Origin of the sequence: Vibrio sp. 05-20-BW147 (assembly GCF_013369385.1) — a bacterium.
Lineage (GTDB): Bacteria > Pseudomonadota > Gammaproteobacteria > Enterobacterales > Vibrionaceae > Vibrio > Vibrio floridensis.
Window position 1 is genome coordinate 46,872 of sequence record NZ_SZTO01000007.1, and the last position, 22,374, is coordinate 69,245.

Consider the following 22,374-nt stretch of genomic DNA (forward strand, 5'->3'; position numbering starts at 1 on the left):
ACCGCGACCAACAACAAGGATTACCATGAAAATTGCAATGATTGGCTTAGGGGATATTGCGCAGAAAGCGTATTTGCCCGTGATCACTCAAATGTCGGATATTGAGCTTGTGCTCTGCACTCGCGATGGCACGCTGCTTAAACAATTGGCCAAACAATACCGAATTGCGGAATATTGTAGTGATTACCGTCAGCTCACCAAAATGGGCATTGATGCGGTAATGATTCACGCGGCCACCAGCGTGCACGCCGACATTGCAAGCTATTTTCTTAAGCAGGGCATCCCAACGTTTGTCGACAAGCCACTGGCAGACAACGCTCACGATGTTGAAACGCTGTATGAAATCGCCCATCAGCACGGCCAGCCTCTATATGTCGGGTTTAACCGTCGCCATATTCCTCTCTTCAATCAAACCATCCCTGAACTCGACACCACAAATACAGTAGGCAAGGGATTTGAGGTACTGCGTTCGCTGCGTTGGGAAAAACATCGACTCGATCTTCCAGGTGAGCTGCGTACTTTTCTGTTTGATGATTTCATCCACCCTCTCGACAGCGTGAATCTCAGTCGCCAAGCCGATCTGCAAGATGTTTACCTGACCTACCAAATGGCGGGCATTCAACTCGCGCGAGTGGATGTGCAATGGCAAGCTGGAGAAACCTTGTTACACGCGTCGATGAACCGTCAATTTGGCGTCACCACAGAACGTGTGGTGGCTAGCTACCAAAACCGCGCCGTTGAATTTGACTCATTTTGTGAAGGCCACCTTTGGCAGCAAGGCCAGCAAACCAAATTGGCGTTAAAAGATTGGACACCAATGCTCACCAGTAAAGGCTTTACACCGATGCTCAGAGATTGGGTCAAGGTGGTGGAGCGTGGTCAACTGGCCAGTGAGATTGTGGAACGGAATATCGCTAGCCATCAATTGGCAGAGACGATCTACCAAAAGATCGCCAAAGCGTTGTAACACGGCGTACACGCTAAAGTCTGCTGACCCTATGAATCTGCGGCGATCGTATCGCCGCCTTAACTTGCGGAAATCTCGCCTTTACTTACCGTGCTCTTCACTCACCGCATAATGACTTAAAAACAGTGCTGCGGTGTTTTTTGCCAGCGCTTCTCCTTGCTCAGCCGTGAGCGGTTCGGCGCTGCCAATAAGCTGCGGCCAAAAGGCGCTGCCTTTGATCAAACTGTGAAGCTGGGTGCGAGCAAGTTCCACGCTCTCTAGCTTCAAACGTCCTTTTTTATCTTGCTCTGCTAGCCACGTGTAGAGTGCGGTGTCTTGTTTCGACATGCTGCTGGTTTGCGCTTTCAGCTCTTCTGGCTTAAACAAGAAATGGCCTAATGCCACCTTCGCCATATCTAAATAACTGGGCTGAGCAATCACATTGATTTCTTGGCACAGCAAACTCACCAGTTGTTCCTGCAAAGGTCGTTTACTGAGTGCAACCAACTCATCCTCAGTGATCGTGCTCTTCCATAAAACGGATAGCAGCTCCATCACCAAGGCTTCTTTTGAGGAAAAATGGTTATAAACGGTTCGTTTCGACACCCCTGCTAACGCAGCCAGTTTATCCATACTGGTGTTTTGTACACCAAATTCCAAAAACGCTTGTTTCGCTGCCGTGAGTATCGCCTCTCGCTTTTCTTTACTTCGCGTCTTTTTCTTTTCAATCATGGTGTTACTGCTCAGGTTGTCGAAAGATGTGATTATTTTACACCAAGTAGTTTACTTTTCACGCCCAAAATGTAAACTACACCGAGTAGTTTACATTAAACCACTCTCTTTTGTGGTGAGAAGGACGATGAAAACACAATGAACAAACGACTTATCAAAATCACTTTTTTGACTGTGTTAGGAGCTATTGCCATGAGTTCGATCTTCACCGCCAGCTCGACTGCTGAAGCAGAGAAATCCCCTTATCCAAAGACATTTCGTAATAGTGACCCCAATTTCAATGGCGGTTCTGACCTCTTTGAAATCGTCAAAGCGTACTTCACGACGAAACGCGCTGCACCGAAACCCACATTTGCACTGCCAGTGCATAGCATCACGACAGAACAGTTGCTTGAGGAGCAGCAAGATGTGCTCTATCGTCTTGGTCACTCAAGTGTGCTGATGAAGTTGGACGGTCAATTGGTAATGACGGATCCGGTATTCAGTAAACGCGCCTCACCTGTACAGTTTTTTGGCCCTGCCCGCTTTCACCCAACTCCAATTGAGCTTGATGGGCTGCCAAGCATCGATGTGGTTCTCATTAGTCATGACCACTATGACCATCTCGACAAAAACACGGTCAAAACCCTGGCGAGCAAAGTGGGCGTTTTTCTTGTGCCATTGAAAGTGGGCGTGATCTTGCAAGAATGGGGCGTGGACAAGCACAAAATCGTTGAGTTTAATTGGTGGGAAAGCCACGTAGTCAACGGAATTGAGTACGTGTTCACGCCTACCCAGCACTTTTCAGGCCGAGGATTAACCGACAGTAACAGCACCTTGTGGGGAAGTTGGGTCATTCGTGGCCGTGAGAAAAACCTCTTCTTCAGTGGTGACTCTGGCTACTTTGATGGGTTCAAAACCATTGGGGAAAAATACGGCCCGTTCGACCTCACCATGATCGAAACTGGCGCGTACAACAGTTTGTGGTCGAACATTCACATGTTCCCTGAAGAGAGCGTTCAAGCGCATCTTGATTTGCAAGGCCAGAAAATGATGCCGATTCACAACAGTACCTTTGATTTAGCAATGCACGATTGGCATGAACCGATGGAAAAAGCGCGACAAATCAGCGAAGAAAAAGGAGTGAAGATGATCAGCCCAGAGATTGGTCAGCGCCTTGTGCTTAATGAAGAATCACCACTCAAACCCTGGTGGTTAGAAGATAACGGCTAAAGCCACACATGGAGGATGCAGGCACACGCGACCAAAGTGACTGCATCGCACCTTAGCCAGCAAGCCAAGCGTAAGCTGGGAGTGCTAGGCGACATTACACCCTCTTGAATGCATTTTATTCACTATTAACTCCTTCTTTATAAGGCTTTGTTGCGTAATTCGAGGGAACTAAATCAGAAGGTTACGATCTGATCGGTTAAGTAAGTTCATTCCCCTAGTCTCATGCCGAAACCTCGCTACAAAACAACGAACTGGAATCAGTACAACAAAGCCTTAATCAACCGTGGTTCACTCACTTTCTGGATTGATGAAGAAGCGATAAGAGAGTGGAAACAAAGCAAACAAAAAAAGCGTGGAAGACCTCGTTTCTTTAGCGACCTGGCGATCACAACTGCGTTGATGATGAAGCGTATCTTTTCAATGCCGTTACGAACTCTGCAAGGATTCATTGACTCCGTATTTCTGCTTGCTCGTGTTCCATTGCAGTGTCCACATTACACCTGTATCAGTCGCCGAGCTAAACAGGTTGAAGTGTCATTCAAACCTCAAACGTCTGGTGTGATAAGGCATTTAGCCATCGATGCTACTGGTCTCAAGGTTTACGGCGAAGGGGAATGGAAAGTCAAAAAGCATGGCACAGACGGTAAGCGTAGAGTTTGGCGAAAGCTCCATCTTGCCGTTGATACGAATACCCACGAAATTATCGCTGCGGAATTGAGTTTATCGAACGTGACTGATGCTGAAGTGCTGCCAAATCTACTTAAGCAAACACGCAGAAAGATCGTTGAAATATCAGGTGACGGTGCTTATGACACTAAGGCCTGTTACGAAGCTATCCGTATAAAGCGAGCAGTCGCACTCATTCCTCCACGAGACGGAGCCGCATTCTGGGAGCGAGGTCACCCCCGAAATCTTGGTGTGGCCTGCCAGAAATTGTATGGTTCAAATAAACACTGGAAACAGAAGTATGGTTACCACAAGCGTTCTCTCTCAGAAACAGCGATGTATAGGGTGAAGCAGTTGCTAGGTGGAAAATTAAGTATGAGAGACTACAACGCTCAGGTTGGTGAGACTTATGCCATGATAAAAGCGTTAAACAAGCTTACAGGGTTAGGTATGCCTAAAACTTGTCGTATTGGCTAAAAAAAGCGCAAAATGAAGTCGCTTTACTTTTGTGCTGAATTACGCAACAAAGCCTCTTTATAAATACATGTCGGAGTGGACATAGAGCTTGTATTAATAGAAATAGTACAATCTATATAGTCGCTCCCCCCATCTAGATAAAAATACTCTAAAGAAAACAATAATTCACTATTCCTTGATGAAATTGATTCAATAAAAACTCCAGATGAAGAATTGAATTTCAACTCTTTATTTTCGATAAATACAGATCTTATTTCTATACTATCAATAACTCTAAATTCAGGCGTGCTTATTTTATCAATTTCTAATAATGGTTCGACTTCCATATTATGCTTTACTACTCGAATAAGAAATTCGTTAATTCTATATGTTTCAACTCTATCTATCGATACTGGTAATGTCGTAGCATGTGTATGAACAGAATAAATTAATATAATGCTTGCTATAACTATTAAATTTCTCATATTTAAACTTGAGAATAAAAATTTACATAACATACTTAACTCGCTTATCAAATCTATCCGCTGGAACTCTTGCCCATAGAGATTTATTAGTAATGATTTTTTTAAAACTTCCAAGATCATTATTAGCAATACTTTCTTGTAGATACTCTCTAGCTGTTGATGTGTAATCTCCTCGAAACTTCAGGTCTACTGTAACTTCTTTAATCTTTTCATTTAAGTTAGCCCAGTCTGTAGCACCATATTTCTTAACTACATCCGCTTTATTGCAAATCCTTTTCACTTCTGAAGATTCAAAAGCATAACTAATATTAAATAATTTTAGTTGGGCATCTACAGATATTTGGTAGTCAATCAAATCACTATCAATGATAAATTGTTTCGCTTGCTTACCTTGTAGTCCTATTGCACCCACCAATTTAGATATGACATCTGGTCTGATGCCAGCAGAAGCAAGATCTTTACGAGCGAGAGCAAGTTTTTTCATCCTCAAGTCATACCCACGTCCCACAGTAACACCTGAACTATCACTTGGAACATGTAGCTTTCTACTATGATATGCTCCTCCTTCATTCCCTTCAGCACTCCACGTAAGTACACCTTGGAGGGGAGGATTAATAGACAAAGGTTTAAAAACAGAGCGAACTAAGTCATTAAGCGACTTTATTATTTTTCCATTTGGCTCTACGTAATATGTTGGCATAGCGCTATTAAGATGTTTATTTTGATATTCGACCAGTTTAGAAATTAGTTCATCATCACATTTTCCTGTAATGTCCAATACTTTTCTTGCATTTTTCCGAGCGTAGACATTCAACAGTGCTTGTATAACTTTCACATCATAAACATTATTTTTCTTATTTGTTCCAACAATACCTAAAATTTCAAATTACAAAATACCCTCCAAAGGATTCGCTAATCTGTGATATTTGTCAGCATAAACAAATCACATTTAGCAATAAATTCAAAGTCATCAGATTTTTTAAATTTTGGAGATAACACGCAGCTATATGAAAATAATAAAGTCATCACTATTGCAATTTCGAGCAAATAACACCCTATCTACCACCGATAACCTAACCAACAAGCCACACTGTGTGGCTTGTTGCGTTTTCTGCACGCAACAAATCGTTGACTTACTTTGACAATCAAACTAAATTTACTTTCAAATATTTTGACTATCAAACAAATGGATTTTCTTTTATGTCTGCTTGCTCTCAAAGCCACCGATTTACCACACACAATCAACAGGGTGAAAAACGCACTTTTTACGTTCTTTTACTCACCCTTTTTACTATGGTGGCGGAAATTGTTGCGGGCACCCTTTACGGCTCCATGGCGCTACTGGCTGACGGTTGGCACATGGGGACGCACGCAGCTGCCTTTTGCATCACCCTCTTTGCGTATCGCTATGCGAAAAAGCACGCGCACAGTGCTCGTTTCTCTTTTGGCACGGGGAAAGTCAGCGTGCTTGGTGGTTTTACCAGCGCGATTGCTTTAGGAATCGTCGCCTTGCTGATGGTGGTGGAATCGGTTCATCGCCTATTTAATCCTGAAAGTATTCAATTTAATGAAGCGATCTTGGTGGCGGTGGTTGGATTATCCGTCAATGTCGCCAGTATGTTCTTGCTGCATGATCACCATCATCACGATCACGGTGATCATCATCATGAACATCACCACGAACATGATCATGAACATGCGCATGAGCACCATCACGACCACAATCTGCGCGCCGCTTATCTTCATGTTTTGGCGGATGCCCTCACTTCAATCTTGGCCATTGCGGCGCTCATCATTGGTAAATTCTACGGCTGGATTTGGCTCGATGCATTGATGGGCATCGTGGGTGCACTGGTGATTGGTAAATGGACCTTCGGACTGGTGAAACAAACGGCGCCCATTTTGCTTGATGAAAGCATTGAATCGAATTACATCGAGCAGCTTAACCAAACGTTAAGCCCTTATGCCACCGTGACCGACTTACATGTGTGGCGGATCAGCGGCCACCATTACGGCGCGATCATCAGCTTGGTGGATCACAGCAAAACCCCGTATGAGGAATATAAACACATGCTGGAAAAATTTGATAAGATTCACCACCTCACGTTGGAACTGCAACCGGCCAAGTAATGCGAAATTTAGAAAAACTCAATCAAACTCTGACTGAATTCTACGACAAGATGTCTTCGTGGGAGCAATCGGTCGTGAAAGAAACCGGCTACTCATTGGCGCAAATTCACACCATTGAAGTGCTCGGCTGTCACGGCGCGTTGCGAATGAAAGAGCTGGCAGAAAAGCTTGGCATCACGACAGGCACACTGACGGTGCAGATAGAAAAACTGGTCAAAGCGGAGTTGATTGAGCGCTGCGCACTCCCAGAAGATCGACGTGCCATCGTGGTCAAGCTAACAGAAACAGGACAAGTGATTCATCGCCAGCACAATCAATTGCATCTTGATTTGGTTCGCGAGCTCACACGCCATATCGACGAAGAGCAGCAAGCACTGCTGCTCTCTTGTCTTGAGAAGATGAATCAAGAGTTCTAAGACAACAGCATCAAGCAACAAAGCATTGCTAAGCGAGTGGCAAAGCGTAAAATCATGACAAACAGAGATTTGTGAGGTGAGTATGAACATCGGTGCGATTTCAACACTAACTGGGTTATCAACCAAATCCATTCGCATGTACGAAGAAAAAGGCATTATTTCGCCACCATTACGCAGTGATGCGGGCTATCGCGAATATGGGCAAAAACACATTGTTGAACTAAATCTGATCTCTCGGGCCAAAAATGCTGGTTTCTCGCTGCAAGAGTGTAAAGAGTTTGTCCAACTGGCGCAAAATCCCAATCGGAAAAGCAGCGAAGTAAAAGAAAAGACCAAGGAGAAGTTGGCGGAGATCGAGCAAAAGCTCGCTCATCTCAACGAGATTAAGAAACAGCTGGAAAGCTGGGTATCTTCTTGCCCCGGCAACGCCGATAGCCACTGCCCGATTATCGATGAACTGACAAAATAAACGCGTCATATAAGCTTTTCCATCGCCAATTTGAGAATCGGCGATGGAAAACCAAGCGTGCTGTAACGAAATACCTTAAACAGAGCGTCCTAAAAATAGGTACACATACGTTTGCCTTCTTGTTCTATCACTCTGAAAGGCGTTTCGTATATCTCTTCTAACGTCCGCTCTTCAATCACCTGTTCTACTCGACCACTGGCGACAATTTTGCCTTTTTTCAACGCAATAATGTGGTCAGAGTAGCAAGCTGCAAAGTTGATGTCGTGAATCACGACCACAACCGCTTTGTTCATTTCTCTCGCTAATCGGCAAACCGTCTGCATAATTTGTTTGGAGTGGCGAATGTCTAAGTTATTGAGCGGCTCATCTAGAAACACATAATCCGTGTCTTGTGCGATGACCATGGCGATAAAGGCGAGCTGTCTTTGCCCACCACTGAGTTCGTCGAGATACTTGTCTTGAATTTCTTGCAGATCGAGATAACGAATCGCTTTGTCAATTTCAGCATTATCTTGCTCAGTCAAGCGACCAGACGAGTGAGGAAAACGACCAAAAGCAACCATTTCTCGAATGGTAAAGCGCATGGTGATGCTATTGGCTTGACGCAATACCGCCAATTTTTTTGCTAAGGTTTTATTATCCCAATCGTGAAGCTCTTTACTGTCAATAAGAACGGAGCCGCCGTCTCGCTGCGTTAAACGAGACGCCATTGAAAGCAACGTGCTCTTACCCGCACCATTCGGGCCGATAATGGATGTTACCTTGCCTTTCTCAAATTGGCCGCTCGCTGCTGACACAACCTCAAACTTACCAAAACGCTTGGTTAAGCGGTCTAAAATGATCATGATTTACCTACACAATACGGTTTCGCAGCAACATCGAAAGAAAATAGACGCCACCGACAAAGTTAATAATCACACTCAACGTGGTTTGAAACGCCAATACGTTTTCCACCAGCCACTGCCCCACAAGAAGTAAACAGACTCCCAAGATAGCGCAGCCAGGCAGCAGCAGTGAATGACGGTAGGTGTTAAACATTTCACGCGCTAAATTGGTTACTAACAAGCCGAAAAAGAGCACAGGCCCAATGAGTGCCGTTGAAATCGAAATCAACACTGCGCTCAAAATCAGCACTTTTTTAGTGACACTGCGAACATCGACACCAAGGCTGGTCGCGTTATCTTTATCCAGCCAGAACACATCCATGATGTGGTGCATACGATACATAGCGAACGAGGCGATCAACAACAACGGCGCGGTAAGATAGACCAATTGGGTGTCGATATTATTGAAACTCGCAAACATGTTGGCCTGAACAGAGGCGTAATCATTGGGATCCATTACCAACACAAAAAATGAAGCCACATTGGAAAACAACTGGCCAAGTATCAATCCCACCAACAATAACGTGATCAAATTCTTCTCTTTACCGCGGAAATAGAATCCAAAGAGCAGGATGGAAAACAGCACCATCACGCTGACAATGATGGAAAAATTGAGGTAAGCATTTAACACGTAATGACTGAGACCGCCAAACACCACCACAACGATGACTTGCACTAACAGATAGAGAGAATCAAAACCGAGAACTCCTGGAGTCAAGATTCGATTGTGTGTAACGGTTTGGAATAGCAGGGACGCTTGCGATATCGCCACTCCTGCCAAGATCATCGCCAACACTTTGGGTATTCGGCGTGATAAAAAGTATTGATAATTGTCCAGCGTGAGCCCTTTTACCAAAAATAGCGTGGCAAAAATCAGGGTAACAATCAGCAGGATCAATAACTTAATTCGATTAGACACGTTGCTTTCCTCCAACGATGAGGTACACAAACACCGTACCGCCCAAAATCGAAATCACCATTGAGATGGGCACTTCATAAGGAAAGATGATCAGGCGCCCCATAAGATCGCAAGAGAGCACCAACAACCCACCATAAATCGCAGTAAGCGGGATGTTTTTACGTAAGTTATCGCCGTAGAAATAACTTACCAAGTTGGGCACAATCAAGCCAAGAAAAGGTAATTGGCCGACAATCATCACCACACTGGCCGACAATACTGAAACCAGCACAACACCGATTACAATCACTTGCTGATAGTTCAATCCTAGGTTGGTGGCGAAGTCCTTGCCTAAGCCAGCGGCAGAAATGCGCGTTGCGTATAAGTAACTAAAAATCCCCACCGGAAGCGCGATATAAAGAAGTTCATAGTCACCTTGTAACAAGTTGGCAAAGTTCGCTACAGACCACGAGGAAAGGTTTTGCAGCAAATCATATTTGTAGGCAATAAACGTCGCTAACGAGTCAACAATGTTGCCGAAAATAATGCCGATCAAAGGAACGAAAACCGCATTTTTGAACTGGATCCGCTGGACAAAACTGACAAAGAGCAAGGTGCCTGCCATCGCAAATCCAAAGATGAGCAGCCAGCTGTCTCCTTTGCCTAAAAAGACCAAGCTGACAATATACCCCAACATCGCGCACTCAATGGTGCCAGACGTAGAAGGTGCGGCGAAGCGGTTTTGACTGATCTGCTGCATGATCAAACCTGCGATACTCAACCCTGCCCCAGAAAGCAAAATAGCAAGTAATCTTGGCAATCGACTGGTAAAGAACAAGTGCCACGCCTGAGCATCTCCAGACAACAACATGCTTGGTGTTAAATCACCCACACCAACAAACAGAGAAGCGATAGAAAGTAAAATGAGAGTGAACAGTAACCTCTTCAAACGTTACCTCTCTCTGATCAGAATTGAGTACATTAACATTAATACCAAATGAGATAAATTATCATGCGCGTTTGCAATATACAGATTCATCTTTTGATATTCAACAAGTTAAATTAAAACCAGACACAAACTTTTAACCTTGTGTTGACTCTCACTCTAAGCACAGAGCCAACGGCGAGCCTTGCAGATCGACATACTGACACCGCTGATTAACGATTATAGGGAGGCAGAACGTTATGAGGATGATGTCCCTCTGTCGATGCCGTTATGGTGGGGGGCGTGAGAAACATGACGTGTTTTGGGCATGAAAAAACCACAAGCCTCGCGCTTAGCGAAAGTAGGCTGCTCCCACGCTCCGCATAGATCTTTCACGTTCTCTTTGGCTCGGCAAAAATGCCGGCATTTGCCACAGGTATCCATTCCTTGCTCTCCAATGCTGCTTAAAATTCTAGGGCTAGTTCACCGTCTACCGCTAGCGACGTTGGCATGATGTGCATCCTCGGCACGCTTGCCGCGTGTGCGGGTTTAGCCGGCCACGTTGCACTTTACAATAAGCGTTTTTTAACGCGCGACGTGCAGAAAACCAATCGTCGGGTTTAGTTAAAATAACGTAGCCATTAAAGCGCTTGACCAGTTCGCTGCGGTACTCTTCAATGAAATGGCTGTCGTAGCCGATATCAAAGTAGTCGAGAGCCTGTTCGATGGCGGTAAAACTCGCGATAACCTGCTGGATGGATTCTCTACTCATAAAAATTCACTGACTCACTCAACGCTTTGCCGCACAGTGTAGAGCGAAATGCCACCCAGTTCTTTGACTTATGCTAGCTAAGCATAAGTCACTCTTTTTGACTTGGATCCAGTGACCTCACATATCGTGAATCACACTGAGCAAACTTAATGATTTTTCATCAAAAAATTCAGAAAACTGCTATTTAGATCGCTACAAAAAAACACCTTTGATCGTTACACTTCCGCCCCTCGAACATGGAGCACAAACAATGGATGAATTTGAACAATTCCTCGAAGTCGTGAGACGCAAAGCAAAATACGACCAGAGTAACACTTGGTATTTGGGCCCCCAGACTTATCTCCATGAACTTAAAAAAGAAGTGGATGAGGTGCTTGAAGAGATACCAAGAGCACGTACTTGCTACTTAGAAGATGAGCTTGCCGATGTGCTTTGGGATTACCTGAACGCCGTACTTGCCCTTGAAAAAGAGTCGGATGTTCGCTTGGACTCTATTTTACGCCGAGCGCATTTGAAATACGACCAACGTGTCGCGGCCATCGAATCCGGCAGCGACTGGGATAACGTGAAAGCAACGCAAAAACAAGCTCTTGAACAAGAGTTTTCCAACTCTTCCCACTAACGTATAGGAACAGATATGATCCCTTTTCAATCCCATGCTGTGTCGGGTGTAGCACTTTCCCGTTTTGATGGTCAGCACAAGATTCTGATGATGAAACGTACAAAAGGCAACTATTGGTGCCATGTGGCCGGTAGTATCGAAGACGGTGAGGCAGGTTGGCAGACCATCATTCGAGAGTTTGCCGAAGAGACTGGGATTCAAGTGGCAACGCTTTATAACGGCCAATATCTCGAGCAATTTTACCAAGTTGCAACGAACTCCATCGTCAACATCCCTGTCTTTGTGGTCTATTGCGATGATAATCAAACCGTTACGCTCAACGATGAGCATACCGAGTATTGTTGGTGTGATTTAGAACAAGCCAAATCGTTGGCCGAGTTTCCGGGGCAGGAAGCGCTGTATGATCACGTTTGGCAACACTTTGTACTGCGAGATCCTTCTCCACTCTCACGCATTCCACTCAATGGCTAGCGAGTTGAACGCATCCATCGATGAGGTAATTAGGTGGATGCGTTACTACCCCTATTCGTTTTAGGATTGGGGTAAATCGTCGATCGCCTTATCGCGATAAAAGAAACGTTTATCGTGTTCGCCAATTGGCCTCAACACTCGACATGGATTTCCCACCGCGACTACGTTTGCGGGAATGTCTTTGGTGACCACACTGCCTGCACCAATCACGCTGTTTTCGCCAATAGTAACGCCCGGCAACACCACACTATTTGCCCCAATCCAAACATTGTCTTTGATGTGCACAGGAATGTTGAATTGCGCCACTTTTCGTCGCAACTCTGGATCGATTGGGTGGCCAGCGGTTGCTATGGTGACGTTTGGTGCAATCATCACTGAGTTGCCAATGTAGATATGCGTATCGTCCACCAGCGTTAAGTTAAAATTGGCATAAACGTTGTTACCCAAATGTGTGTGCTTGCCCCAGTTTGTTCTCAACGGCGGTTCGATGTAGCAGTTATCGCCCATCTCCGCGAAAAGATCGCGTAATATTGCTTCGCGTTTCGCCATCTCTGATGGTCGGGTTTGATTAAAGTCATACAGCGTTTCAAGGCAGGCTTGCTGCTCCAACGCCACGCTTTCATCATCGCAAAAATAGATCTTCTGCTGATGCATCCGCTCTCTTACGCTCATCTTTCTCTCCATCAATACATGCATTTAAAAGTGATTCGATCACTAAGGTAGGCGAGTCAAAAACCGTCAATCAACACTCATCAATACGGTCACTCACTCTAACAGATGCGCAGGAGCACTTTGACTCTGTGCAATAAAAACAGAGAAGCAGATTGCAAAATTTCCACTGTTAAACTCATGGACTTAATGGCTTATTTCGGTAGCAACGTGTCGGTCGGCCAACTTTTCCATGCTCAAGGAAGGCGTATAAATCCCCCCGTTCCACCGCTTTGTCCAAATAACGCCGGGCAGTACTTTTGCTCACACCCAACAGCTCAGCGACACTTGCCGCAGTATGCTCACTGTGGGCATGTGGGAATAGGGAAATCACTTGTTGCAACGTAAACTCATCCACGCCTAAGTTTTCGTCACTGTTCATTTCAATATTGTGGAAAATACCATCCAACTCGCTCTGTTTTACCGTTGTTTGCGCAGCAAGCAGCTGCTTCATCTTCAACAAACGTGACAAGCTGGTTTGCAAACGACTGTAGTTGACAGGCTTCACTAAGTAATCAAACGCACCGTAACGATGAGCGAGATTGACCGTGGTCGCGTCATTTGCTGCTGTGACCAAAATGCACTCGGGCTTGGGGGTTAGTGTTAGACAATGTTTGACCAGCTCGACACCCAAACCGTCAGGCAAATAATTGTCGATAATGACTAAATCCGGTTTACCGACCTCTATCAGTGACTCAGCAAGAGACAGGGTGGCCGCCACGCCAATCACTTCAAAGCCGTCAATCTGCGTCACGAAATATTGGTGAAGCTCTGCAATTCGTGTTTCATCTTCAACGATCATCACTTTGATCATGATGTCTCCTTGGCCAGATAGACGGTAAAAAGGGTTTCTTGCTCATCGCTGTCGAGTTCAATGTGCCCACCAGCTAGTTGCACAATACTTTTCACAAGGTGAAGACCAATGCCACGCTCGCCATAACTGGCTTTGGAGGAAAAACCGTACTGACAGAGCGTTTCAAGGTCTTGCCCAACGACAGGACCATTGTTGGCAAAGGTCAACACAAACTCGTTGGTGAAAGCACTGAAGTTGACATTCACCGTCCCCTTTTCTTGGCCGAAACACGCCTCTAAGCCGTTATCGACCAGGTTGCCAACCAAGGTACAAAGCTGTTCTTCGCTGAGGCGATCGGTGATCCCCTCCAGCTCACTTTGACAGGCGATATTCAATACCACGTTGCTTTCTTGCGCTTTACTCAACTTTGCCAACAGTAACGCCGTCAGTTGCGGCAGTTTCTTAATACCCTGCAACGAATCAATACGCGTTTGGTTTTGATGCGCTTGCGCCAAACAGGCCGTTAGCGCTTTATCATACTCTCCCATTTGCAGTAGGCCTGAAATGATTGAGAGCTTATTTTGATACTCGTGGCGTGTGACTCGCATGCTTTCCATATATTTATCAACCTGACTAATACGATCGGACAGGGCTTGCAACTCAGAGTGCTGCCGCAGCGTAAACACGGCTCCCGCTCTTTCACCCGATGAGGTGTAGATGGTCACACGATTGATGATCACCGCCTTGCCGTTGACCTGCGCCATTTTGTCGAGGTAGTCATCCCCCTGTAAAGCAAACAAATTCGGTGTTGCCTCTATCAGATCCAAAGAGGTGCCAATCCAAGAGCAATGCCCCAATATCTGTTTAGCCGCATTGTTGGCGACGTAAATTTGACCGAGTGGATCAGCGGCTATTACCGCTTCATGAGTCGCATCTAGTACGCCTTGGTGTGTTTTTAGTGCCTGCTTAAGCTGCCAAGGTTCAAGATGTTGCATCTGCCGTTTCACGTAGCCAGAAAATCGCCACGACAACAACAGAAAAAGCGTCAAAGCGGTGAGTGCAAACAGCAGTAATGGCCATAACTTCTCACGATTCCACAGATCAAGCGTTTCCAGCAGGTAGCCCACTTTGACCATGCCGACAATCTCCCCTGTTGGAGAAAAAACCGGAGAAATGAAACGCACGGAAGGGCCAAGTGAACCGACACTTTGTGAGAGATACGCTTCGCCAATCGTCAATGCTCGTTGAATGTCGCCACCCACAACGGGTAAGCCAACACGGTCGCTGACGGGATGTGCCAAACGAATTCCTTGCTCGTCACTCACCGTAATAAAATCGGCATCACTGACTAGCTGCACGACTGAGATAATTTCGGACACTCGCTCACTGTTGTTGCTTTCTACCGCCTCAATCAAACTCGGTAGTTTGGCCAATTGCTGAGATTGCACCTGAGCTCGCAACGCGATTTGACTATTAAGGACATTCTCTAATTGATAGGCGCTGTAACTCCACCAAGCGGCAATCCCGATCAAAACGGTACAACTCAAAATAAACGCTAACTGTCGCGTAAAAGATAACGTCATGACGACCTACCAAAGAAAAATCCAACGAGGCAAAGAATAAACCGAATCGTGCGCGTCAAAGCTGATCTTGAGACCAAAACATGACGCTGATCGCCAGATTAAATTTTATGAGTTTTATTTATTTAACGTTTCTAATCTCAGCGTTTTTTCAGGACAACTATTCGCTCACCGACAGAATCAAAACGGAGTTTATCAATAGTAATATGAAATTGATTTTGCTCACTTTATCTCACCCACGCCCTCCTATTATCGCTGTAACTATTTGGAGGTTTTAATATGAATAATACCAACTTAAAACTGCTCGTTCTGTTTGTTCTGGGCGTGGTGATGTGGTTTTTACCCGTCCCTGAAGGGCTTTCTGAGCCTGCATGGCAAATGATGGTCATTTTCGTTGTTACGGTACTCAGTTTGATTCTCGCACCACTGCCACTAGGGGCAATGGCATTACTGGGTTTAACCGCGGCGACCCTAACTGGTGTGCTGCCAATTAAAACCGCGTTAAGCGGCTTTGCCCACCCAACTATCTGGATGATTGCGGCCGCTTTCTTTATTTCTCGCGGATTTATCAGCACTGGCTTTGGTCGCCGCGTTGGTTACTGGTTCATCTCAAAACTGGGCCATAACTCATTGGGGTTGGCCTATGGCTTAGTTCTGACCGATCTCCTGTTCGCTCCAGCTACTCCGAGTACCACCGCTCGCTGTGGCGGCATCATTGCACCACTTTTTCGTTCAGTCGCTAGCGCGTACGATTCTGATCCAGAAAAAGGAACACAAAACCGTATTGGTGCATTTTTAGTACAGTGTATTTTCCAATGTAACGCGATTACTTGTGCCATGTTCTTAACTTCCATGGCTGGTAACCCGCTGGCCGCTAACTTCGCCAAAGAGCAAGGAGTAGAAATTACGTGGGCAGGTTGGGCCGCCGCCGCGATTGTCCCTGGTCTACTTTGCCTTTTCCTTATTCCTTTAGCGATGTATCTCTTTTTCCCACCTGAGTTGAAAAAGACGCCCGAAATGCGCGCTATCGCCAGAGAAAAATTACAGCAAATGGGCGCGATGAGTCGTGATGAAATCATGGTTTGCGTAACATTTATCGGCATGGTGACATTGTGGGTACTTGGCCCAACGCTAGGGATTCACGCCACGGTGACGGCGCTGATGGGCTTGGTCTTCCTTCTACTTAGCCGCACCATTACTTGGGACGCAGTACTTAGTGAGAAAGAAGCGTGGCACACCATCACTTGGTTCGCCGTACTCATTATGATGGCTTCTGAACTGAATAAACTTGGCTTTATCAAGTGGTTCAGTAATGGCATTGGGGAATCTTTATCTGGGTTTGGTTGGGCAACCACCGTGATTCTATTGCTGTTGGTCTACTACTACAGCCACTACTTGATGGCGAGTGCTATGGCTCACATCAGCGCCATGTACTCCGCTTTCCTTGCCATTGCGATCTCCGCAGGCGCACCTCCGATGCTCGCTGCAATCGTGCTGGGTATTTTTAGTAACTTGTACATGTCGACAACCCATTACTCTTCTGGCCCTGCGCCCATCTTATTTGGAACAGGATTCCACACCCTACAAAACTGGTGGAAAATTGGCTTTGTCTTCTCGCTGATTGTGATTCCAGTCTTTATCTTTGTTGGAGGAATGTGGTGGAAAGTGCTCGGACTGTGGTAAAGCACATCGTCTCGCTTTCACCTTCTCAAACCACAGAGCAATGCGCTCTGTGGTTTTTCTTTACAGAGACACACATCGTCATTTTAGCTTCACACTCACTTTGCACAATTGCCATCAAATACGCTCTTCCAAATCAAATAAGTGAAATCAAATCCGTGAAGCCACTTAAACGATACCAGTATGAACGCTACGCCGTTTTATGTAACCTCGCCTATCCAAGAGTATTTAAACAGACACGTTATGGTTTTGATCCCAACGGACAACGCATTATTAAGAATCAGTTTGGCAAAACCATGATTCGGGTGCTTTGGAGTAAAGAATCGGATGAAGTGGTGGTCGTAATTAAAGGCTCACATAGCCTGAGTGATTGGCTGCTTAACTTCGCGCTATGGACTCAAAGCGTCACACAACTGGGGTTACCCTATCGAATCCATGCGGGTTTTTATCACTTACTGATGCAAGAAAGTCAGCCATCACGTAATCAAGACAAGCTTGGCATGAGCGTGCTTGAGAAACTCGAACAAACCTTGCTTGAACGACTTTTTGAGGGAAAAAGGATCGCCATTACTGGCCATTCTTCTGGAGGTGCGATTGGTTGTGTGTTTGCCGATTACTTTGAGCGAAAATACCCCAAAAGCATCAAACGCGTGGTCACGTTTGGTCAACCCGCAATTGGCGATTGGCGTTTTGCAAAACACTACTCATTGGCGCATAAAACCTATCGAATTTGCTGCGATCTCGACATTGTCACCTTTATGCCGCCGATACCTTTTGTTTATTCACACAGCGGAAAACTGCTATGGCTCTACAACGGCAGAATTTACGAAAACACACCCACTTATGAACGCTTGGGACGTTCTGTGTTGAGTTGGCTGATAAGGCCTTTTACCTATCATTTGATGAGTAAATACATTCGCAACAAAGACTTTTTTGACGAACGATAAACACAGATATGTCAAGAAGAGGCGCCGACCTCTTCAACGTTATGTTTGCTGATTCCGCGAAAACGGCATGGTTGAAGGTTACAGAGAAGCGATCTCTTTTTCCAACTGGTATTTCTGGTCCGTAACGATTTTCTCTAGCACAATGACGCGTTGTGTGAGTTTGTCGATCTGCTGCTGCATCGCTTGTTGCGCTTTTGTCGCTTCACCTTCCGACTTCGTCAACTCAAGTGCTTTGACTTTTTCCCGGTGATTCAAAAAGATCTTCAGCATGCCACTACCAAAAATGGCAGTGAAGATGATCAAGACAATTAGAACATTCCCTACTTCTTCCATGTTGTTCCCTTAAACTCAAAAACGTTAACTCATTTATAAAATATAACTTTTGCCAAAACAACCGGCTCTGTAACACAAATCGAAAAGCGCCATTTATTATTCATAATCTTAGCGAGGCTATTAAGAAGAAGGGTTGTTGAGAAAGTAAAAAAGCCAGCAACGCTGGCTTTCAATATAGACATCATTCGTTAAGTTATCGCGCTCGTCTATCTGCAACCGCTCTTGCAAGCTGACGCAGCACCGTTTCGGTATCGTCCCAACCAATACAGGCGTCAGTGATAGATTGGCCATAAGTGGCGGTTTTTCCATCGATAAGATCTTGTCGCCCTTCAACAAGATGAGATTCAATCATTACACCGAAAATGGCCTCTTCACCCGCAGCAAGCTGCTCGCAAATGTCATCAGCCACCAACATTTGACGTTTGTATTGCTTGGAGCTATTTGCGTGGCTGAAATCAATCATCACTTTTTGTGGCAAGCCAGCCGCCGCCAGCTCTTCCTTGACAGCAGAAACGTGGGCAGCACTGTAATTAGGCTCTTTGCCACCACGTAAAATGATGTGGCAATCAGGATTGCCCGTTGTTTCTACAATCGCAGAATGGCCATATTTGGTGACTGACAAGAAGTGGTGAGAAGAGCTGGCTGAACGAATCGCATCACTGGCGATCTTAATGTTGCCATCGGTACCGTTTTTAAAACCGACTGGACAAGATAGGCCAGAAGCAAGCTCACGGTGAACCTGAGACTCTGTCGTACGTGCTCCGATCGCTCCCCAACTAATCAGATCGGCCACATACTGAGGTGTAATCATATCTAAGAATTCGCTGGCCGTTGGTAAACCCATGTCGGTTAAGTCCAGCAATAGTTTTCTTCCCATACGCAAGCCGTCGTTGAGCTTGTAGGTGTCATTAAGGTACGGGTCATTAATCAGGCCTTTCCACCCTACTGTTGTACGTGGCTTCTCGAAGTAAACACGCATTACAATCTCAAGATCACCTTTTAACTCATCACGTAATGCTTTAAGGCGTTTGCCGTACTCGACCGCAGCGGCAGGATCGTGGATAGAACACGGACCCACGATAACCAGTAAACGATCATCGTTACCAACCAGAATATTGTGGATATCATTTCTAGATTGGAATGTTGTAGAAGAAGCCGTTTCTGTTGCAGGGTACTTCTCTAATACAGCTACTGGTGGAAGTAACTCTTTTACTTTATTAATTCTTACATCATCAGTTTGAAACATTGCTTCTTCCTATCACTATTGAGTGGGGCAACAGTACGTACCATAGGTCTTTGTGTGCCCGTTCGCTTTTCTTATCTTTGCCAAGTAACTTATCGGCTGAGAACAATTACCGCAAGCACTTTTTTAAAAATAAAGCAAACTTAGTGTTAAATTTACAATTTACACAGAGTGTAAATTAATAATTACACGACCAATAACAAACTAAGTGCTGACTCTGTTCCACGTTTAAACCGACAAATCGATGGTGTTCAAACGTGAAAAGGGCTGACATTGCTGCCAACCCCTTTACATCTTTGCATTACACTGCGTGTTATTCAGGTCAAACGCTCGCTTCGTCGCTCTTCACATAAACAGCAGGAAACCAGCAACGACACCCAGAGCGAGAAGGCAAGTTCGGCCGATAACGCCAAAATGAGTGGGTTGAACCATTTCTTGATGCTGCATATCCATACTCCTCACGTTACTGTTTATTCACATCCTGTTGACAGTATTGATATGTCTTCACTGGAACACAATCCATAAATAGATGAAATTTTTATGACGACTCGGTGAATCATTAGTGACATTTTATTCAGGGATATTATCTCGCTCCCAATCACCCCCTCTCACCATTTACTTACGCTTGTCAGCAAAGCGAGTCGATCAGAATCGTATCGAGCTTGACGGTATCGAAAGGCCTTGAGCCACTGAAATTCTAAATACAATCCTCGTGATTGTCCCGATTGTCCTCTATGCTGAAGTTAAAATTCACAATAAGGAATAAGAACTATGAATACTCAGCGTCACGGCATAACCTTTGGTGTAAATCGTATCGGCTCTGAATCCATATTAGTCTTTAAGGCGACTGGCACATTAACCCATCAAGATTATCAGGCGATCACCCCAATTCTGGACAATGCGCTTCAAGGCATTGATCCCCAACAGATGAAAATGTTGGCAGACATCACCGAGTTTTCAGGTTGGGAACCCCGCGCTGCGTGGGATGACTTTCAGCTTGGTTTAAAAATGGGTTTAAATATCAAGAAAATTGCCATTTACGGAGACAAAAACTGGCAAGAGCTTGCAGCCAAAATAGGCAACTGGTTTATATCTGGCGAAATGAAGTCATTTTCAGATTATGAATCTGCCATTGAATGGCTTAAGAATTAGTCGATCCTAAGCAAACCGACATCAATGATACCCTTGCTACAATCAATCTCGGGTTGAAGGAAATAGCACGCTTCAACCCATCACTAAGCACTATACTAAGCAACTTGATTAGCAGAAGCTCGACGCAGCATACGGACATGAGTAGGAAAATGCTGCAAAAGATATCGTTGCTCTGCGGCCATGTGTTTAAAGCTCGGCCCTTTAGACAGTTTTAACACCAATTCATCTTGATCGAAACGTAGAATTCGCCCCTCAATGGCCAGTACACAGTTGAGTAACTGCAAGGTACCTCGAATGAGTAGACCTTGATGGAAATGATGGATGCTGGAAAGCGTAACCCGTAAGCCCCCTTCTGACACTTCGTTCACATTGTAAACATCTCCATTAATGCGAATACGAGGTAGTGCTTTTAGTGGATATTTGAGTCGGTAATACTTTCGCTTTTGATCGTCATTGTTTTGCATACTGATTGCCTCCCTGTATCGGTGTTACCTATCAAAAACGCCGTCTTGTATCTCAAATCGATTCTCAATTTGAGAATCTGATAACTCACGGCAACGTTTTTCATGGCAAACCAAACTCAATGTATTCTTTAAGCAAAAGTCGCGCCAAATTGGAGAGAATGACATCAAAAAAAGCCAACTTGAACAGCAAGTTGGCTTTTTCTAATTCAAGGGAGTTAATTCCCCGTGATATGCGTGAGAAGCTGTGTGCGTTGAGACCAATGAATGATCATCGCTTCGTTGACGTCTGCTTCTGTCATGTGAGCAATGTGAAACTCGAATAAACGCAACTCATCCGATGGTTGAACATAGATTCGATTGAAACGAATTGCTTTGGCGATCTCGTCGGCTTGTTGAGCCGTTGTTGACTTCAGTTCTCTTTTCAATCGTTCATGACGTAACTGAACTTGAGCTGCAAACTCATCAGCAGAAACATTCCCATTGCGTGCATTGTGCAGTGCAGCAGAGAGCACTTCTTTTGCTTGTGAGATCTGACTGGCATCATTTAGCTCTACGATAATACTGCTGATCAGTTGGACACGATTCCAACGCTCTGTTGCTTTAACAGATACAACAGCCACGTTGGCATCGATCAGTTGTTTCTCAACACGAGCGACAAGTACATCATCCGCCAAATGACGCTTAGTGGCTTCTTTACGATACATTTTACTGTCGTCATCCATCTCATCATGAGCGCTCGTGGCAATAAGACGCACGGCGACAGCTTGTGTTTCCTCTGTCGCTTTTGGCGTAGGGTTAAACAGGCTTACAGGCGCTGAATTAGACATCTCCGCCGAACTAAACACGATGTCGATTTGGTCAATCGCATCTTTTACATTCACATCGCCAACCAAGATGAGGGTTTGAGTGCTGTTTGGTGTCGATGGGAGCTTGCCGTTCACTTCGATTTGCTCGCGAAGTTGCAACAACCCCTCTTTCAACTGGGTTTGCGACAAATCCGCTTCTTGCGCAACCAACCAAGTTTGATTGGTCGAGGTTTGTAACTCGAAACGTAGAGAAAGGGCGTTTTGTGCCGCTCGCGAAGGCATGACAACAAAACGCATTCCGTTGTCTAATGTACCGATTTTCATTTGCCTGGGTAGGTTGAGGTCGGTCACTGGCATCCAGTTTTGATCAGGCGTCAGAATACGAGTTTCAGAAGTGGCGGCGACCGAAAAACTTGCGGATGCCAAGAGTAACCCCGCTAAAGCACTACACTTTAACGAAGAAAAAAATAAGTTTGATATAGACAACAAAGCGGAAACCTCAATCAGTCCAAATATACAATACAAGCCAACTTGTTATTTCGGTTGATTAAGACGTCTAAAACTGACTTCCTTGTTTATACTCT

Annotated in this window: 26 protein-coding genes; 11 read left to right on the forward strand and 15 right to left on the reverse strand. The window is 45.1% G+C overall.

All coding sequences use genetic code 11. The annotated features are described in order from the left end of the window. Positions 1–25: 25 nt before the first annotated feature. A complete protein-coding gene (locus FC652_RS07790) occupies positions 26–967 on the forward strand; it encodes a Gfo/Idh/MocA family protein (protein ID WP_176298126.1) in 942 nt (313 codons plus the stop codon). Positions 968–1,048: 81 nt separating this feature from the next. On the opposite strand, the gene FC652_RS07795 is transcribed toward FC652_RS07790, so the two are convergent. Further along, positions 1,049–1,678 (reverse strand): TetR/AcrR family transcriptional regulator, encoded by a 630-nt coding sequence (locus FC652_RS07795; RefSeq protein ID WP_176298127.1) that lies wholly within the window; start codon positions 1,676–1,678, stop codon positions 1,049–1,051. Positions 1,679–1,870: 192 nt separating this feature from the next. On the opposite strand from FC652_RS07795, the gene FC652_RS07800 reads away from it, so the two are divergent. Continuing rightward, positions 1,871–2,890, forward strand: a complete 1,020-nt coding sequence (locus FC652_RS07800) for an MBL fold metallo-hydrolase (RefSeq protein ID WP_176298128.1) — start codon at positions 1,871–1,873, stop codon at positions 2,888–2,890. Between the two features lie 222 nt (positions 2,891–3,112). Beyond that, a complete protein-coding gene (locus FC652_RS07805) occupies positions 3,113–4,033 on the forward strand; it encodes an IS5 family transposase (RefSeq protein WP_176298129.1) in 921 nt (306 codons plus the stop codon). Positions 4,034–4,056: 23 nt separating this feature from the next. On the opposite strand, the gene FC652_RS07810 is transcribed toward FC652_RS07805, so the two are convergent. Both FC652_RS07810 and FC652_RS07815 read right to left on the reverse strand, forming a co-directional pair. Next, the gene (locus FC652_RS07810) at positions 4,057–4,530 is read right to left on the reverse strand and encodes a hypothetical protein (protein WP_217904560.1); all 474 of its coding nucleotides are present in this window, start codon (positions 4,528–4,530) and stop codon (positions 4,057–4,059) included. Further along, complete coding sequence (locus FC652_RS07815) at positions 4,520–5,332, reverse strand: pesticin C-terminus-like muramidase (RefSeq protein ID WP_176298131.1); 813 nt, start codon at positions 5,330–5,332, stop codon at positions 4,520–4,522. Before FC652_RS07815 ends, FC652_RS07810 begins: the two co-directional genes overlap by 11 nt. 365 nt (positions 5,333–5,697) lie before the next feature. Here FC652_RS07815 and dmeF point away from each other — a divergent pair, with 365 nt between their 5' ends. From dmeF to cueR, 3 genes are all read left to right on the forward strand, one after another. Continuing rightward, positions 5,698–6,627 (forward strand): CDF family Co(II)/Ni(II) efflux transporter DmeF, encoded by a 930-nt coding sequence (gene dmeF, locus FC652_RS07820; RefSeq protein ID WP_176298132.1) that lies wholly within the window; start codon positions 5,698–5,700, stop codon positions 6,625–6,627. Continuing rightward, on the forward strand, positions 6,627–7,043 hold the full coding sequence (locus FC652_RS07825; protein WP_103193523.1) for a MarR family winged helix-turn-helix transcriptional regulator: 417 nt from the start codon (positions 6,627–6,629) through the stop codon (positions 7,041–7,043). The genes dmeF and FC652_RS07825 overlap by 1 nt, the downstream gene beginning before the upstream one ends. A gap of 82 nt (positions 7,044–7,125) precedes the next feature. Continuing rightward, a complete protein-coding gene (gene cueR, locus FC652_RS07830; RefSeq protein ID WP_176298267.1) occupies positions 7,126–7,512 on the forward strand; it encodes a Cu(I)-responsive transcriptional regulator in 387 nt (128 codons plus the stop codon). Between the two features lie 89 nt (positions 7,513–7,601). On the opposite strand, the gene vctC is transcribed toward cueR, so the two are convergent. The 5 genes from vctC to FC652_RS07855 form a co-directional block, all read right to left on the reverse strand. Beyond that, positions 7,602–8,357 carry an iron chelate ABC transporter ATP-binding protein VctC gene (gene vctC / locus FC652_RS07835; RefSeq protein ID WP_176298133.1) on the reverse strand — a complete coding sequence of 252 codons (756 nt, stop codon included), beginning with the start codon at positions 8,355–8,357 and terminating at the stop codon, positions 7,602–7,604. A gap of 7 nt (positions 8,358–8,364) precedes the next feature. Continuing rightward, complete coding sequence (locus FC652_RS07840) at positions 8,365–9,315, reverse strand: iron chelate uptake ABC transporter family permease subunit (RefSeq protein WP_176298134.1); 951 nt, start codon at positions 9,313–9,315, stop codon at positions 8,365–8,367. After that, positions 9,308–10,243 (reverse strand): iron chelate uptake ABC transporter permease subunit VctD, encoded by a 936-nt coding sequence (vctD, locus tag FC652_RS07845; RefSeq protein ID WP_176298135.1) that lies wholly within the window; start codon positions 10,241–10,243, stop codon positions 9,308–9,310. Before vctD ends, FC652_RS07840 begins: the two co-directional genes overlap by 8 nt. A 234-nt stretch (positions 10,244–10,477) precedes the next feature. Continuing rightward, positions 10,478–10,663, reverse strand: a complete 186-nt coding sequence (locus FC652_RS07850; RefSeq protein WP_176298136.1) for a hypothetical protein — start codon at positions 10,661–10,663, stop codon at positions 10,478–10,480. A gap of 52 nt (positions 10,664–10,715) precedes the next feature. Then, positions 10,716–10,991, reverse strand: a complete 276-nt coding sequence (locus FC652_RS07855) for a nitrogen fixation protein NifW (RefSeq protein ID WP_176298137.1) — start codon at positions 10,989–10,991, stop codon at positions 10,716–10,718. Positions 10,992–11,241: 250 nt separating this feature from the next. Here FC652_RS07855 and FC652_RS07860 point away from each other — a divergent pair, with 250 nt between their 5' ends. Further along, positions 11,242–11,613, forward strand: coding sequence for a MazG nucleotide pyrophosphohydrolase domain-containing protein (locus tag FC652_RS07860; RefSeq protein ID WP_176298138.1), 372 nt, complete (start codon positions 11,242–11,244; stop codon positions 11,611–11,613). A 15-nt stretch (positions 11,614–11,628) separates the two neighbouring features. After that, positions 11,629–12,084, forward strand: a complete 456-nt coding sequence (locus FC652_RS07865; RefSeq protein ID WP_176298139.1) for an NUDIX pyrophosphatase — start codon at positions 11,629–11,631, stop codon at positions 12,082–12,084. Between the two features lie 60 nt (positions 12,085–12,144). On the opposite strand, the gene FC652_RS07870 is transcribed toward FC652_RS07865, so the two are convergent. The 3 genes from FC652_RS07870 to FC652_RS07880 all read right to left on the reverse strand — a co-directional run bounded on the left by FC652_RS07870 (position 12,145) and on the right by FC652_RS07880 (position 15,168). Then, complete coding sequence (locus tag FC652_RS07870) at positions 12,145–12,756, reverse strand: sugar O-acetyltransferase (protein ID WP_176298140.1); 612 nt, start codon at positions 12,754–12,756, stop codon at positions 12,145–12,147. A 175-nt stretch (positions 12,757–12,931) separates the two neighbouring features. Continuing rightward, positions 12,932–13,606 (reverse strand): response regulator, encoded by a 675-nt coding sequence (locus FC652_RS07875; RefSeq protein WP_176298141.1) that lies wholly within the window; start codon positions 13,604–13,606, stop codon positions 12,932–12,934. After that, complete coding sequence (locus FC652_RS07880; protein WP_176298142.1) at positions 13,603–15,168, reverse strand: sensor histidine kinase; 1,566 nt, start codon at positions 15,166–15,168, stop codon at positions 13,603–13,605. The genes FC652_RS07875 and FC652_RS07880 overlap by 4 nt, the downstream gene beginning before the upstream one ends. 276 nt (positions 15,169–15,444) lie before the next feature. On the opposite strand from FC652_RS07880, the gene FC652_RS07885 reads away from it, so the two are divergent. Together FC652_RS07885 and FC652_RS07890 are read left to right on the forward strand one after the other, a co-directional pair. After that, positions 15,445–16,848, forward strand: a complete 1,404-nt coding sequence (locus FC652_RS07885) for an anion permease (RefSeq protein ID WP_176298143.1) — start codon at positions 15,445–15,447, stop codon at positions 16,846–16,848. 155 nt (positions 16,849–17,003) lie between these two features. Then, on the forward strand, positions 17,004–17,792 hold the full coding sequence (locus tag FC652_RS07890) for a lipase (protein WP_176298144.1): 789 nt from the start codon (positions 17,004–17,006) through the stop codon (positions 17,790–17,792). A 78-nt stretch (positions 17,793–17,870) separates the two neighbouring features. Here FC652_RS07890 and FC652_RS07895 read toward each other — a convergent pair whose 3' ends face one another. Together FC652_RS07895 and aroG are read right to left on the reverse strand one after the other, a co-directional pair. Beyond that, positions 17,871–18,125: a nitrite reductase gene (locus tag FC652_RS07895; protein ID WP_176298145.1), complete on the reverse strand. Its 255-nt coding sequence runs from the start codon at positions 18,123–18,125 to the stop codon at positions 17,871–17,873. Positions 18,126–18,318: 193 nt separating this feature from the next. Further along, a complete protein-coding gene (aroG, locus tag FC652_RS07900) occupies positions 18,319–19,371 on the reverse strand; it encodes a 3-deoxy-7-phosphoheptulonate synthase AroG (protein WP_176298146.1) in 1,053 nt (350 codons plus the stop codon). A gap of 768 nt (positions 19,372–20,139) precedes the next feature. Here aroG and FC652_RS07905 point away from each other — a divergent pair. After that, positions 20,140–20,520, forward strand: coding sequence for an STAS/SEC14 domain-containing protein (locus tag FC652_RS07905; RefSeq protein ID WP_176298147.1), 381 nt, complete (start codon positions 20,140–20,142; stop codon positions 20,518–20,520). A 95-nt stretch (positions 20,521–20,615) separates the two neighbouring features. On the opposite strand, the gene FC652_RS07910 is transcribed toward FC652_RS07905, so the two are convergent. Together FC652_RS07910 and FC652_RS07915 are read right to left on the reverse strand one after the other, a co-directional pair. Further along, entirely contained in the window at positions 20,616–20,984 is a 369-nt protein-coding gene (locus FC652_RS07910; RefSeq protein ID WP_217904561.1) for a PilZ domain-containing protein, read from the reverse strand. Between the two features lie 215 nt (positions 20,985–21,199). Then, positions 21,200–22,216 (reverse strand): signal recognition particle, encoded by a 1,017-nt coding sequence (locus FC652_RS07915; protein WP_255199148.1) that lies wholly within the window; start codon positions 22,214–22,216, stop codon positions 21,200–21,202. Positions 22,217–22,374 lie beyond the last annotated feature (158 nt).